The organism is Ruminococcus sp. RTP21358st1_G6_RTP21358_211008 (assembly GCF_040908885.1).
Lineage (GTDB): Bacteria > Bacillota > Clostridia > Lachnospirales > Lachnospiraceae > Blautia_A > Blautia_A faecis.
Map to the genome: position 1 here is coordinate 13,799 of NZ_JBDGDM010000040.1, position 14,515 is coordinate 28,313.

Genomic DNA, 14,515 nt, shown 5'->3' on the forward strand with positions numbered 1-14,515 from the left:
TGAGAAATAAACAGAAATACTTTTAAACAGGGGAGGAGATTTTTTGGAAGAAACAAACATCAGTCAGGAGCAAAATCCATTGGGAACGGCTCCGGTAGGTGGTTTGATCGGGAAATTTGCAATTCCGGCTATTATCAGCATGCTGGTCAGTGCTTTGTACAATATAGTGGACCAGATTTTTATTGGCCAGGGCGTGGGGATGCTGGGAAATGCGGCTACCAATGTTGCATTTCCTGTAACAACTATTGCAACGGCGTTGGCACTGCTTCTGGGAATTGGAGGTGCGTCTAACTATAACCTGGAAATGGGTGCCGGAAGAGAGAAGAAGGCAAGCTCCATAGCCGGAACTGCACTTTCCACACTGGTGATTACCGGTGTGATTCTGGCAGTGGCAGTACTTCTGTTTTTGCGTCCGCTTCTAAGCTTATTTGGTGCAACGACAGATGTTATGCCCTATGCGGTGGATTATCTTGGGATTACAGCAGTGGGACTCCCTTTTTATGCATTATCCATTGGAGGCAATCATATTGTCCGCGCAGACAGAAGCCCCACATATTCTATGACCTGTGTTCTTACAGGTGCCATTATCAACACAATTCTGGATCCCCTTTTCATCTTTGGGTTTGGTTGGGGAATCAAGGGTGCTGCCTGGGCAACGGTGATCGGACAGGTTGTTTCCGGAATTTTGGTGATTATTTATTTTGGAAAATTTCGTAAAATGTATCTGGAGATGAGCATGTTAAAGCCTTCTTCAGAGTGCCTGAAAGCTATTATTTCTCTCGGAATGGCGTCCTGTATTAATCAGATCGCTATGGCGGTTGTTCAGATTGTACTGAATAATATTTTACGTTATTATGGCGGTTTATCTGTCTATGGAAGTGATATTCCAATCGCCTGTGTAGGAGTTATTTCAAAAGTAAATCAGGTGTTTATGGCGATTTGTATTGGAATTTCCCAGGGCTGTCAGCCAATCTGGGGCTTTAATTATGGAGCAAAAAAATACGACAGAGTAAGGCTTGCATACCGTTATTCTGTGACTGCATGTACGGTGATTGCCACCATATTTTTCCTTTGTTTCCAGCTATTTCCCCATCAGATTGTGAGCATTTTCGGAACAGGAAGTGACCTTTATTTCCAGTTCGCAGAACGCTATCTGAAGATTTTTATGTTTATGACATTTGCAAATGGGATTCAGCCAATGTCCTCAGGATTTTTTACATCTATCGGAAAAGCAAAGCTTGGAATCGTCATGTCCCTGACCAGACAGGTGCTGTTTCTTTTGCCTCTGATTATTATTTTCTCATTGATACTGGGAATTGACGGAGTTATGTATGCAGGACCGATCGCAGATGCAGCGGCGTTTGTATTGGCAATATTGTTCGCAAGAAGAGAGCTTGTGGCTATGAAAAAATAAAGATGTTTTACTATGAAGGTTCCGGACAGCAGCCATGAATGAGCCATGTTTGCATGAACAAATTCATGGATCATCTATGGCTGTCGTCCGGGTTGGAGCGTGTAAAAAAATCATTCCCGCAAGCTGCACGCTCCACTTTTGTGGATATTTTACCCGATTAATTGCTCAAATTTTGCCATTTCCATGGGCTTATAATAATAATATCCCTGCAGTTCATCGCATCCCTCAACTACCAGGAAGTCTACCATTTCTTTGGTTTCTACCCCTTCACATACAATAAACTTATTAGTCCTTTTCAGCAGATGGAAAATCTCCTGCAGCACGATTTTTCCATTCTCTGTGAGCTTATCTGACAGGAATTTCTTGTCGATTTTTACCTCGTCAAACAGGATATCCTTTAATGTATTTAAGGAAGAATATCCAGAGCCGAAATCATCCATAGAGATTCGAATGTTTTTTTCATGGAAGAAGCGGATCATGTGATTAACCGCTTCAATATTATGAATATAAGTAGTTTCCGTAATCTCAAAAATTAAATATTGAGAGGGAATTTCATATTTCTGGATTAAATGCGAAACCTTTTCTGTGAATGTGTGGATTTTCCGAAAATGAACCGGAGATACATTCAGGGACAGAGACAACAGCTTAAGCCCTTTTTCCCGTCTGTCTGCCAGCCATTGAAATGCTGTTTCATAAACATAATAATCCAGAGCTTCAATCTCCCCGGTTTCTTCCAAAATAGGAAGAAAACTGTCTGGAAACCATAGGTCTCCATTTGCTCTCTGCCAACGGACAAGTACTTCTGCACTGGCAATTTTCTGCTCCCTTCCGCTGATTTTTGGTTGGAAATAAATTTGAAATTCTTTCTTCCCAAGTGCTTCCTTAAAGGAGTGAATAGTGTCTGCACGTTTCTGTTCAGCAAGAGCAATTTCTCTTGTATATTCGCACACACCGCAAAGCTTATCCTTCGCCTTTATGCGGACGATATTGGAGTGCGAAATAATTTCTTCGCCTGGAATTTCCATGTTTTCCAGATAATAAATACCAGTGTTCAGGGAAAGATAATTTACAGGATAAGCAGCCAGAACTTCTTTTGTAGTCTGCTTGTTAGACTCAATAATTCGGTTTTTAACAGCTGTATGCTCCTCTCCGGTAATGTCAATAACAGCTACAAAGATATCTGAATGATACCTGTTTACAAACAAGGTTTGTGGAAAAAGTTCCATCTTTTTCAGAATAAAATTCAGAATATTAGTCCCGGTTTCATACCCCCAATAGTCATTAATAAGGTGAAAATTGCTTACATCTGTCATTAGAAAAGCATACTTTTTTTCATCGTTGCTATTATTTAAAATAGTAAAAAGTTTCTCTTTCAAAGACTCTGTAGAGATACTTTCTGTCAGTGGATTCCGGCAAAACTCCTGTGGCTTTTTTGCCATTTGTTCCTTTTTATAACGCTTGTCCTGATACATTTTCTGATCGGCAATCTGTAGAAGATCCATGATCAGGTAGTAGTGATTTTTGCAGCTGATATCGTATCCGACTGCATAGCTGATAGGATGGTCAGCTGTTTGATTATACACATCCAGCATGGATTGGAGCTGAATATTCATCTGCTCCAGCTGAGACCAGGTGGCGTGATTTTGCACGATCACGAACTCATCGCCTCCGAATCTGGCGAGAAAACTATCCTCAGTGAGTATCCGTGTCAGGTAAGAAGCAAAGGTCTGAATAAACACATCCCCCTGTTCGTGACCATATGTATCGTTGATTTTTTTCAGATTGTTCAGATCGAACATCATGACACCCACATTCAAGGTATCGTCTGCATTCTGAAGCTGCTGCAGCTTCTTTTCTAATGATTTTTTATCGTGGACACCTGCTACGTCAAAGCCGGAACTTCGGATCATATTTCTGAGATAATCTCCTAAAGTAAGGGAAACTGCACATCCCACAAGGGATAAAATAATCAGAAATGCAAAGGTTTTCTGACTTATTCCGCGTCTGTGACGGGTAATTAATGCAGTCAAAAATACAATATAAAATGCTGTCTGCAGGTAGCAGAGTTTCATAATTGTTTTGTTTTTTTCCATACATTTCTCCAGTATATAGTGCCTGATATTTCACTTGTAACTATTTGGAAGACAGCATTTTGCGGAGGGCGTAACTGTGAAGATACTGAACAGTTACTCTCTGTTTTTTAATTAGCCTGCGTATACAATAATTTTCTTGGCAAGCTCCTTATCCAGGCCGATTTTGCTGCCCTTTACCATAACCACATAATACCCGTGTAATTCTGATAAAATCGTAACCTGCGTTCCTGGGACAAAGCCTAGGGATTCCAGATAATGCCGCTGTTTTTCCAGTCCGCACACCTTATTAATGATATAAAAATGGTTAAACTCAGTTAAACTTAAAGGCATTGTGACGACCTCCTTTAAATAACGTTAGCAAAGACTAACATAGTATAACACGCATTTCATACAGATGGTATAGAAAATACATTTTTGAGAAATTTTTTCAGTTGATATCTACAGAAAAAGGAGTGAGTAATACTGGAAATAAGTATTTTCAGAAGTAAGGAAAATCAGACGTTTATTTTACGTGAGTCATCAATCATTGGTTCTGTTCTGATCTTTGCGGGATTGGTAGTCTCACAGAAGAAGACGAGGGAGAAGATGCAGGCTGAGGGAGCACCACAGGCGCGGAACAGCTGATTTCCATATATGGCAATGTCACCGGTAGGCGACATATCCGCTTGGTGAACCAAGCTCACAAAAAAGACTGATATAAACAATACTGTACTTCAGGAGGTTGTTGTTGGAGTCCGGTATGTTATATCAGTCTTTTTTTATAAATACAGCCGATTAACCGCTTAGGTTAAATCTGTGTCTGCGATTAATGGCAGGAATGGCTTCCACAGCCATGATCGCCGCAGCTGTGTCCCTCTCCATGATGGTCGTGATGATCACAATGCACATCAGGATCATAGCCAAGATTTCCTGCAAGCAGTGCGTTTACAGCTTCGTCTGCATTTCCTGAGACTCCGCCGAAAAGACGGATTCCAGCCTGGGCAAGTGCATTCTGGGCACCGCCGCCAATACCGCCGCAGATCAGGGTATCTACGCCATGTGCAACCAGGAATCCAGCCAGTGCGCCGTGACCGCTTCCATTGGTATCGACTACTTCGGCACTTACAACCTTGCCATCTGCAATGTCATAGATCTTGAATGCTTCTGTGTGTCCAAAGTGCTGAAAAATTTCTCCATTTTCATAAGTAACTGCAATCTTCATAATGATATCTCCTTCATTTTGTAAATTTGATTTGGGAAGTGAACTATTAAATCGGTCAGCGGCTGGCAGTTCCTGTGAAAGGTCTAAGCTGGTAAGCGGAGTCTGTTTAGATCCCTTTCGGCAACAGCATTTCCCGCAGCGCGTATGCTCCCGTCCTTCGCAGAGCCGGTAATTTCCCCCGGCTATGACAAGGCGCTGTCCAAGGACGATACATCGGGCAATTTTTCCCCGGGCAGTTTCATAAATTTCTGTGACAGTTGTCCGGGAAATATCCATCTGGGCAGCACATTGCTCGTGAGTTTTCTTCTCCAGATCTACCAGACGGATGACTTCATATTCATCCAGAGTCAGAGTGACAGCTTCCGACTCTCTGGGACATTCTTCCGGAGAAAAAGATTCATATTGGGGTGCCTGGCAGATTCTGCGGCATCTGGGCGGTCTTGGCATATACGTCACCTCCTTGTTTTCGACATATGTCGATTATAAACCAGAAGAAGAGAAAATTCAATACTAGTTGACAATTTTTTTTATTTGGAGTACAGTCCAAGAAGAGATAAAATCGTTATTGCTCAAAAGCAATTTTTTTCTGGAATTTCGGGCACAATTGGAGCAGTAATGTAAAATTAACAGAAGAGGTACGAATATGCTGAAAGTAAAGAACCTGACTTTTGAAGTGAATGAAGAAGGGAAAAAGCGCTGTCTGGTAAATCACATCAGTTTTGATGTTCAGGATGGGGAAATGCTGGTAATCACCGGACCTAATGGAGGTGGAAAATCCACCCTGGCCAAGGTACTGGCTGGCATTGAGAAAGCAAACAGCGGAGAAATTTATCTAGATGATGAGAACATTACAGGATACGATATTGATCATCGTGCAAATGCGGGAATTGGCTATGCATTTCAGCAGCCACCCCGCTTTAAAGGTATGACCGTGGCAAGAATGTTATCTCTTGCAGCAGGAAAGAATTTAACGGAAAAAGAGAGCTGTGACCTTCTCTCAGCTGTAGGACTTTGTTCCGAAGATTACCTGAACCGTCAGCTGGATGGAACCCTTTCCGGCGGTGAAATGAAGCGAATTGAGATTGCCACAGTTTTGGCGAAGTCTCATAAAGTAAGCATTTTTGATGAACCTGAAGCAGGAATCGACCTGTGGAGCTTTTCCATGCTGATCAAGCGCTTTGAGGAGATTCATCGTGAGAAAAAGGAGTGCCTGATCCTGATTTCCCATCAGGAAAAAATCATCAATATGGCAGATAAGATCATGGTAATTGAAGACGGTGAAGTAAAGAAATATGGTACGAAAGAAGACGTTTTCCCAACCTTATTTCAGCAGGAAAAATGTCAGAAATGTCTGAATGAAGGAGGAAAATGTTGATGGTTAAAGTAGAAGAAACAACCCAGGGTGTGCTTGATAAGATCAGCGAAGGCTTTGCACAGAAAGGTGCTTTTAATCTCCGTCAGAATGGTATTTCCATCTGTCACGGTGACAGCGAACATATCAAAATAAAGAAAAAAGAGGACAAGCCGGGAATCGATATTTTCATTGACGGGGAGACAAAGGGAGAGAAGGTTTTCATCCCGGTAGTGGTAAGTGTATCTGGAATGACCGATCTGGTTTACAATGATTTTTATGTGGCAGACGGTGCAGATGTTGACATTGTTGCAGGCTGCGGAATCCACAATAGTGGCTGTAATGACAGTCGTCACGATGGTATTCATACCTTCCATGTGGGTAAAAATGCCAATGTACATTATGAGGAAAAACACTACGGAGAGGGGAATGGAACCGGAAGCAGAGTGCTGAATCCGGTAACCAATATTGAGCTTGGAGAGAACTCCGTATTTACGCTGGATACCGTTCAGATCAAAGGTGTTGATTCCACAGTCCGTACCACAAATGTGTCAATGGATGCAGATTCCAAGTTGTTTGTTCTGGAACGTCTGATGACAGACGGGGAGCAGAAAGCGGAGTCTGATATTGAAGTCTGTATGAACGGAGCGGGATCTTCTGCACAGATTATTTCCCGTTCTGTTGGAAAGGGAAATTCTTCCCAGGTTTTCCATCCGAAGGCTGTTGGAAAGAACAAATGTCACGCACATATCCAGTGTGATTCCATTATTATGGATCACGCAGAGGTGGGTTCTATCCCGGAAATCCAGGCGAAGCATGTGGATGCTGCAATTGTTCATGAGGCCGCTATTGGAAGAATTAACGATGAGCAGCTTCTGAAGCTAAGAACTCTTGGAATGACGGAAGCTGAGGCGGAAAATGTGATCATTGAGAATTTCCTGAGTTGAGAAAAACTTAAACAGAAAAATAACCATTCAGTAGGTATGTACTATTTCGCGGAGGGTGTAACTGTGAAGGTGCTGAATAGTTACACAGAGAATATAGAATCTTCAGACCGGTTCGAAGATTTATGAAAAATGCCAGGCAGCGTCGTTCAAAGACGCTGACCTGGCATTTGACATTATTTGATTTTTACGGATTTTTTGGAACTCCATTTGGAATAATATTTTTTGCCGCTTATAACTTTGTAGGTGCGGATCCGTACATAATATTTTTTCTTTGAAACCAGTTTCTTTAAGGTTGCGCGTGTAGCAGAACCTTTTACGGTAAGGGTTTTCGCCTTTTTCATGCTGCTGTTCTGACTGTAGCTGATCTGATAGCCGCTGATGGATTTGGCCTTTTTCCAGGTAACAGTGGCTTGTTTTGCTGTTTTTGATTTTACAGAACGCAGGCTTGTTTTTGCAGGAATTACAGTTATGGTAACTGTTTTCGATGCAGCAGCGTACCGGGTTCCGGCTGCCACGGTAATGGTAACATTGGCTTTACCTGGGTTAACTGGAATTACTTTTGTTCCGGAAATCTTTACTACTTTTGTGTTGGAAGATTTCAGGGAAACTTTTCCATCTGATTCAATGCTGGTGATAATGTTTGCTTTCTTTTTGCTTTTTGTAAGCGTTATGTCAGAGGCATTGATTACAGCCGGAACCGGGGTGATTGCAGTGTCATTGTTCGCTTCATTGTTGGAGCTGTTGTTCTGATTATTGCTGTTATTATTGGTGTTGTTATTGTTTTGACCGTTATTGTTCTGGTCATTATTACCGGATGTATTTCCGTTGTTATTATTGTTGTTGTTGTTTCCTGGTGTGCTGCTGTTCTGGTTGCCTTTATCGGAATCATTTTTACTGGAGTTATCTTTGCCAGAATCATCTTTACCAGAGTTATCTTTACCAGAATCATCTTTGACGGAATTATCTTTACCGGAATCATCTTTACCGGAATCATCTTTACTAGGATTATCTTTTCCTGAGTCCGAGTCATCTTTGCCAGGAGCAGCTGTGATCGTAAAGGTTGTGTTAATAATGCCGGTGTAATTTCCGGCTCCTGTAATAGTTACAGTAGCAGTACCTTCCTTCACATTATCTTTATAAGAAACTGTGAAATCAGTGCCTGCCGCAAGCGTCTTGTCTCCGTATGTAACGGTAACATCCGGGCATTTCTCTGTTCCGTCACTGGTGTAGGAATACTGGGAAAGAGAAGCGGAATAGCGGCTGATATCCAATGGTTTAATGGTAAAGTCTTTCGTAACGGAACCAGTATAATTTCCGGTTCCAGTGAGGATTGCAGAAGCAGTACCTGCATTCACGTTGTTTGCATAAGTTACTGTGAAATCGGTATCTTCGCTAAGCCAGCGGGTTCCTGAATAAAGACGGACATACCGTTGTTCTTTGGCAGTTCCATCGTAATCAAAGGAATCATTGTATAATGTAACTTCATAATTACTGATATCAGCGGGAATAATCTGGAAATCTTTTGTAACAGAACCAGTGTAATTTCCACTGCCGTTTACGATAACAGAAGCAGTACCTGCATTCCAGTTGTTTCGGTAGGAAACGTAATAATCCTGGTTCAGAGTTAATTCCTTGTCCCCGTTTTTTACCGTGACGGTTGGGCGTAAAGAGGAGCCTGTGTAGGTAAGGCTTTCATCGGAAAGTGTAACAGTGCAGCTGCTGATGTCAGCTCTGTTTATGGTAAAGGATTTGGTTACATATCCCTGGTAATTTCCAATTCCGTCAATTCCAACCCAGGGAGAATTGTAATAGCTGCTTGGTTCAATGTTGTTGTGGTATGTTACTATGAAATCCCTGTCTTTTACCAGGGTTTTACCGCTGTGGGTAACTGTCACTTCAGGAGTTACCTCGGAACCAGTGTAGTATGCAGGGGCAACGGAGAAGCTGGCATTGGACATACTGAGCTTCTGGATGTTATAAGTGGTTTCCACAGAACCTGTATAAGCACCAATTCCGGTAACCGTGAGTTTTACAGTGCCGGCATTGATAAGATCGCCATCATAGGTGATCTCGTAATCAGTACCTTCTGTAAGCAGTTTATTGTTTACTTTCAAATGAACAGATGGTTTATGTTCCGTTCCGTCGAATACAAAATAACTGGAAGGAAGGTACCAGCTGGCTGTATCATCACTGATCATATTTACATAAACCTTGGCAGTAAATACAGCGGATGGATTGGTCTTCTCCTGGATGGTAAAGGTGGCAAATCCTGGTTTTAATGCTGTAATGGTACACGTATTCTTGCCGGTTTGTTCTACTGAGACAATGCTTTCATCTGAACTGCTAATCTTCCAGTTGGTGATTTGGTCATAGTCCTTATTTGCGCTGGCAAAATAGGAATACCAGAGAATATCAGCAGTTCCGCCAGGCTCCATCTGATAGATTTCTTTCATTTCCTGATAGAAAGTATTGGAGGCGTCCTTTTTCTGAACGTCTAATTCAACTGGGACAGAGAACTGCTTCTGATAACCACAGACGCGGCATGTTCCAGTGAGCAGTGCATTTTCAGCTTTGTCAGCGTAATTATATTTATGTCCATTTTCAATTCTGGCTGCATGGTTGCTGGAAAGATCATTTAGGCTGATTTCGTAGAAGGTATTAAACTGATTTTTCCAGGTGTACCAGATTGCTTTGCCGTTGCTGACAATTGGAGCACAATCAGAAAGGTTTCCAGCCATTTTGTGGGTTGTACCAACCTGCTGGCCAGTTCCATCTACAGCTGTGTAATAAACATAACCCTGGTTTGACCACAGCAGGATGAAACTGTTGTTTCCGGTTTTGACTAGGTGTGGTGTAAGCGCGCTGTCATCGGTGCCCGCGTAATTGGAATAAAAGTGCGTGAAGGTTTCCCCGCTGGATTTATCCATAGAAGTAATGAAAACATCTCTGGTGGTGGCGGTACTGTCCGTGTCTTTGGTGCCTGCAATTAAGTAGGCAGAATCGGAGTATTCGAAAGCACCCAGGGAAGCTCCTGTGTAATTGTAGTGAATACTGGTGTCGTTTACCAGAGACATAAAAGTAAGGCTTTTACATGGAGTGGCAATTCCGGACTGGAAGTTACCGCTGCTGATATCAGATACATATTTGGAAAGAACCAATGCAGTTGGGTAACCTTCTCCATGATCCACGCCAAGGAGAGTTCCATTGTCTACCTGTATAAACTGATTGAAAGAATGGCTTACATAACCATTGGAGGTATTCCATACACCAGTGAATTTGTCAACAATATTCATGCTTGACGTATCTACTGAAAATGTAACATTTGCCTGGTGTCCATTGTACATTTTGTGGCAGGTTCTTACAAAAAGGTAATTTCCGTTTATAACCATCCGCGCGGAACCGGCATCAAAGGGATAAGCTGTGTTGGCACCAAAAAGACCACAGGATCCAAGTGCTTTCCAGTCCTTCGTATATTTTGTTACATGATAAACCTCTACAGAATCATCGTGGTCCGTATTATTTTGTCCGGACAGAACATAGTAATTATCAGCGCTTTCATAGAATGCTCCAAAAACTGGTAGTGACAGTGGCACAGTCACTGTACGCTGATAATTATAGGATGAATCATAATATTCAACTAAAAGAGTTCCGTCCAGAGCTCCGGCTTGAACTCGCATCAAACCGCCATCCGGGCTTGTAGTTAAATAAGAGCTGACAGTGGAAGACCAGACCGTATAGTTCTGATATTCCAGGTTACGTCCTGAGTAGGAGTTGCATGTTGCAGTAATAGATGGATCAATTTCAATATCTGCTTCTACAATAGAAGCTCTGGGGGCTGCATTCGCATAGTCAATAATGGAAGTCTCGTCCGCTATCTCTGTATCCGCAATTTCTTCCTCCGACACCTCCCCATCTGAAAATCCCTGCTCATTGATATCGGATTCATCAGATGCAAAATCACTTGTGGTTTCCGCCTCTTCATTGGAAAAGAAGCTGCTGTCTTCGTTGGCAGAATCCGGATCTTCTATCTGGAAGCTGTCTTGTGAAGTATCGTCTGAAGAAACGGATACTTCTGGGTCTGCTTCATCTGATGCGACTAAATTGTCGGAGAAATCTGAGAAATCCTCGCCATAAACAGGAGCGGTTCCCAACATGGACAGAGAAAGCAGGATAGACAAAAGCTTTGCTTTTTTGTTTTTCATACATTTCCTCCTTAAAGTGTGACCTATTTCTGGAATAATTTTACTATAAAGACATAGCGATTTCTATATGAAAATATTACGGAAATCCATTTATTCCGTGCTGAAAAATATAAGTCTGGCATTTACCAGGATCTACAATGCAATCACTGGAAATGCAGATGCAGTAGAGGAAAATGGCGAGGCAGTCCGTCTGTACCAGAATTTCTGGAGCTCCACAAGGGAAAATGTGAAAAGGGGCACAAATTTAGTTTTTCATTTAAGAAAATGTGAAAAAATGTGAAATTAGCACTCACCTCTTGACAATGGAAGTCGATTTTTGTCCTGGCTTGTGTATCCCGAAAGTGGCTATTTTACAGGCTTTCCGGGGCATCAGTCATTTTGTCTGGTATTGTAAAGCAGTGTCAGATTTGTCGTAAATGTCGTAAATTTGTGGTCAAAAAATGATGAGAAATGGAGAGTGCTAATAAAATGAACGCAGGTAGCGAAGCAACTGCGTTCATGAGCAAGTAGCGAAAGCGGATTGCGAATGTCCTATTTGTAACGTACACGAATGTAAATGGGCATCTGATTCCGAACCTTACCTATAAATCCGGTGAACAGATGGAGCGGATTGGCAAGTATGGGTTCTTACGCAGAGATTATCTGAAGAACCATAAAAATTCTCTGTATCAGGTCATGCTTCTGCAGGACACCATTGGAGAACATCTTCTGGAAGTGGATAAGGCAGCCAGAGAACGGGAAGAGGTAATTCTGAAGCAGTTAGAAGAAAAAGAACCATTGCCGGACAAAGAAGCAGATCAGATGGCATGGGTGAGAGCTGCCAACCAGCACAGAGCGATTGCAGAAGAGATTATTCTCAAGGAATTGATTTATATTTAAATGGGGGGATGAGGTCGTGGATTGCGACCTCATTATTATGTGAGAACATGAAATAGCAGTAGGCATAATGAGAAAAATAGGGTAATATAACAGTAAGCAATTGGTGTAGTTTTGAAATGCCGATTTGGCATTTCAAGTTATAGAAGGGAATTGATAATGAAAAAAGAGATATTAATAGCAGATAATATTGACAACATTTATGATGAAATAAATGCGTTGATCAGGGAAAAGAAAACTAATGTAAAAAAAGTTGTGAATGATGCCATTATTTCTCTTAATTGGGGAATTGGAAAAAGACTTAGTGTGGAGTTAACTGGAAATAATAAGCCTGAGTATGGAAAAAAAGTTGTTACAGAAGTCAGTAAAAGGCTGGAACAGGAGTATGGTTCGGGATTTGATAAAACATCAATTTCAAGAATGATTAAGTTTTATCAGGAATTTCCTGACTTCGAAAAAGTTGCGACACTGTCGCAACAATTGACCTGGTCGCATTTTGTAGAGATTCTGCCAATACAAGATGAGTTAAAAAGAGATTTTTATGCCGCAATGTGTATGCAGGAAAACTGGTCAGTGCGAACACTGCGTGAAAGAAAAAAATCCATGCTTTATGAACGAACTGCAATATCGAAGAAACCAGAAGAAACGATTAAAAATGAAATTGCAGAATTACGAGATGATGGAAAAATGAGTCTGGATCTTTTTTACAGAGATCCATATATGCTTGATTTTCTCGGTTTACGTGATACTTATAGTGAAAAAGATTTAGAAAATGCTATTCTTGCAGAATTAGAAAAATTTATTCTGGAAATGGGATCGGATTTTGCATTTTTAGCAAGACAGAAACATTTTGTACTGGATGGCAAGGACTACTATATGGATTTATTATTCTATCATAGAGGCTTGAGAAGGTTGGTTCTTGTTGAACTAAAGCTTGGAGAATTTGAACCGCAGGATAAAGGACAAGTCGAACTGTATTTGCGATGGCTGGAAAAGAATGAAAGAGTGGAAGGTGAAGAAAGTCCGGTTGCACTTATATTATGTGCAGAAAAATCACAGGAAACCATAGAATTAATGCAATTGGATCATGGAAATATCCATGTGGGACAGTATATGACCCAAATGCCCCCAAAAGAACTTCTGGAACAGAAGCTATCCCTTGCTATTGCAAATGCGAGAGAATTGTTAGAACAGAGGAAAGAAGAATAAAAATTTTGAATTTAATAATGAAATACAGAGAAAGGCGTGAGTCATAGAAATATGGCTTGCGTCTTTTTCTGTCTGGAAAGGAAGTGGGGTAGAATGGCACAAGTCTTTCGTGTAGAACGAAACAAGAATTTTACTGTAATGTGCAACCCTCATTTCAAGAACAAAAATTTGTCATTAAAGGCAAAGGGACTGTTATCCCTGATGTTAAGTCTGCCAGAGGACTGGAATTACAATATGCAGGGACTGGCAACATTGAGCAGAGATGGGATTGATCATGGGTATGGAAACATGAAAACAGCCACCAGATGCTTTCCATCCGGTGTAGCCAGATATGACAAGGAGCCAATCTTTCAGAATAATCTTCTTTTTTACAATGGTATGTATTATCAGATTGGAGAAGAACACAAGGAGTTCTGTGCAGAGAAAACGCAGGATGAGGACGGTGCAATGGTCATAACACAGAATCCTACCCTTGCTCCGGCGGTACAGAAATCAAAGTATGAACCGAAAGCACAGGAAGCCGATGTCAGTGTCAGCTCCGATACAGTCAAGGACGCTACCGCTTTCTTGGAAACATTCTTTAAGCTCTATCCGATAGCTACGGAAAAGGAACTTGCCTACTATGTCAAAGACGGCGTGCTTGCTCCTGTATCCGGCGATTATGTATTTTCGAAACTGGTAAATCCTGTCTTTACCAAAGATGGCGATAACCTCAAGGTCAGTGTGTCTGTGAAATATCTGGATAACAAATCGAAAATGACACAAATCTCACAGTATGAGCTTGTGCTTCATAAGGACGATAACTGGAAGATTGTAGGATAAAATCAAAAGGCTTGCTTTCGTATAAACTACGGACAGCAGGCCTAAATATTACATTAAATGTATATCACTCCATTTTTTCATATCTTGAAGAATCGGTACAAAATTTTTCCCTAAATCAGTTAAAGAATATTCTACTTTCGGTGGGACTTCTTGATATACATATCGTGAGATAAACCCATCTTGCTCTAATTCTCTAAGCTGTTTCGTCAAAGTAGACTGTGTAATATCGCCTAATCTTCGGCGTAGTTCCCCGAATCTTTGGATTTCATATTCTGAAATATACCACAAAATAGTTATTTTCCACTTTCCACTTAAAATATTTTGGAAAATGTGAAAAATGTGAAAAATATGTGAAATTAGCACTCACATCTTGACAGTGCTAACAATGCGTGCTATATTA

Annotated in this window: 13 protein-coding genes; 7 read left to right on the forward strand and 6 right to left on the reverse strand. The window is 41.2% G+C overall.

What is annotated here, in order from left to right:
* Nucleotides 1–43: 43 nt before the first annotated feature.
* A complete protein-coding gene (locus AB5Z12_RS14960) occupies nucleotides 44–1,414 on the forward strand; it encodes an MATE family efflux transporter (RefSeq protein ID WP_173718623.1) in 1,371 nt (456 codons plus the stop codon).
* A gap of 63 nt (nucleotides 1,415–1,477) precedes the next feature.
* Here the strand turns inward: AB5Z12_RS14960 and AB5Z12_RS14965 are convergent, their stop codons facing one another.
* From AB5Z12_RS14965 to AB5Z12_RS14980, 4 genes are all read right to left on the reverse strand, one after another.
* The gene (locus AB5Z12_RS14965) at nucleotides 1,478–1,576 is read right to left on the reverse strand and encodes a DUF6783 domain-containing protein (RefSeq protein ID WP_368356868.1); all 99 of its coding nucleotides are present in this window, start codon (nucleotides 1,574–1,576) and stop codon (nucleotides 1,478–1,480) included.
* The gene (locus AB5Z12_RS14970) at nucleotides 1,564–3,507 is read right to left on the reverse strand and encodes an EAL domain-containing protein (protein ID WP_368356839.1); all 1,944 of its coding nucleotides are present in this window, start codon (nucleotides 3,505–3,507) and stop codon (nucleotides 1,564–1,566) included. The genes AB5Z12_RS14965 and AB5Z12_RS14970 overlap by 13 nt, the downstream gene beginning before the upstream one ends.
* Before the next feature lie 111 nt (nucleotides 3,508–3,618).
* A complete protein-coding gene (locus AB5Z12_RS14975; RefSeq protein WP_118577646.1) occupies nucleotides 3,619–3,837 on the reverse strand; it encodes a FeoA family protein in 219 nt (72 codons plus the stop codon).
* A gap of 475 nt (nucleotides 3,838–4,312) precedes the next feature.
* Entirely contained in the window at nucleotides 4,313–5,155 is an 843-nt protein-coding gene (locus tag AB5Z12_RS14980) for a NifB/NifX family molybdenum-iron cluster-binding protein (protein WP_173715725.1), read from the reverse strand.
* A 196-nt stretch (nucleotides 5,156–5,351) separates the two neighbouring features.
* On the opposite strand from AB5Z12_RS14980, the gene AB5Z12_RS14985 reads away from it, so the two are divergent.
* Together AB5Z12_RS14985 and AB5Z12_RS14990 are read left to right on the forward strand one after the other, a co-directional pair.
* Nucleotides 5,352–6,083: an ABC transporter ATP-binding protein gene (locus AB5Z12_RS14985; protein ID WP_173718622.1), complete on the forward strand. Its 732-nt coding sequence runs from the start codon at nucleotides 5,352–5,354 to the stop codon at nucleotides 6,081–6,083.
* A complete protein-coding gene (locus AB5Z12_RS14990) occupies nucleotides 6,083–7,006 on the forward strand; it encodes a SufD family Fe-S cluster assembly protein (protein WP_173715727.1) in 924 nt (307 codons plus the stop codon). The genes AB5Z12_RS14985 and AB5Z12_RS14990 overlap by 1 nt, the downstream gene beginning before the upstream one ends.
* Before the next feature lie 173 nt (nucleotides 7,007–7,179).
* Here AB5Z12_RS14990 and AB5Z12_RS14995 read toward each other — a convergent pair whose 3' ends face one another.
* Nucleotides 7,180–11,208 (reverse strand): fibronectin type III domain-containing protein, encoded by a 4,029-nt coding sequence (locus AB5Z12_RS14995; protein WP_368356838.1) that lies wholly within the window; start codon nucleotides 11,206–11,208, stop codon nucleotides 7,180–7,182.
* A 67-nt stretch (nucleotides 11,209–11,275) separates the two neighbouring features.
* Here AB5Z12_RS14995 and AB5Z12_RS15000 point away from each other — a divergent pair, with 67 nt between their 5' ends.
* From AB5Z12_RS15000 to AB5Z12_RS15015, 4 genes are all read left to right on the forward strand, one after another.
* Nucleotides 11,276–11,488: a hypothetical protein gene (locus AB5Z12_RS15000; RefSeq protein WP_173715729.1), complete on the forward strand. Its 213-nt coding sequence runs from the start codon at nucleotides 11,276–11,278 to the stop codon at nucleotides 11,486–11,488.
* Nucleotides 11,489–11,727: 239 nt separating this feature from the next.
* Complete coding sequence (locus tag AB5Z12_RS15005; protein WP_173718655.1) at nucleotides 11,728–12,087, forward strand: TnpV protein; 360 nt, start codon at nucleotides 11,728–11,730, stop codon at nucleotides 12,085–12,087.
* Between the two features lie 156 nt (nucleotides 12,088–12,243).
* Complete coding sequence (locus AB5Z12_RS15010) at nucleotides 12,244–13,293, forward strand: YhcG family protein (protein WP_173718620.1); 1,050 nt, start codon at nucleotides 12,244–12,246, stop codon at nucleotides 13,291–13,293.
* Between the two features lie 93 nt (nucleotides 13,294–13,386).
* Entirely contained in the window at nucleotides 13,387–14,115 is a 729-nt protein-coding gene (locus tag AB5Z12_RS15015; protein ID WP_334292544.1) for a conjugal transfer protein, read from the forward strand.
* Between the two features lie 48 nt (nucleotides 14,116–14,163).
* Here AB5Z12_RS15015 and AB5Z12_RS15020 read toward each other — a convergent pair whose 3' ends face one another.
* The gene (locus tag AB5Z12_RS15020) at nucleotides 14,164–14,478 is read right to left on the reverse strand and encodes a winged helix-turn-helix transcriptional regulator (RefSeq protein ID WP_368356837.1); all 315 of its coding nucleotides are present in this window, start codon (nucleotides 14,476–14,478) and stop codon (nucleotides 14,164–14,166) included.
* Nucleotides 14,479–14,515: the final 37 nt, after the last annotated feature.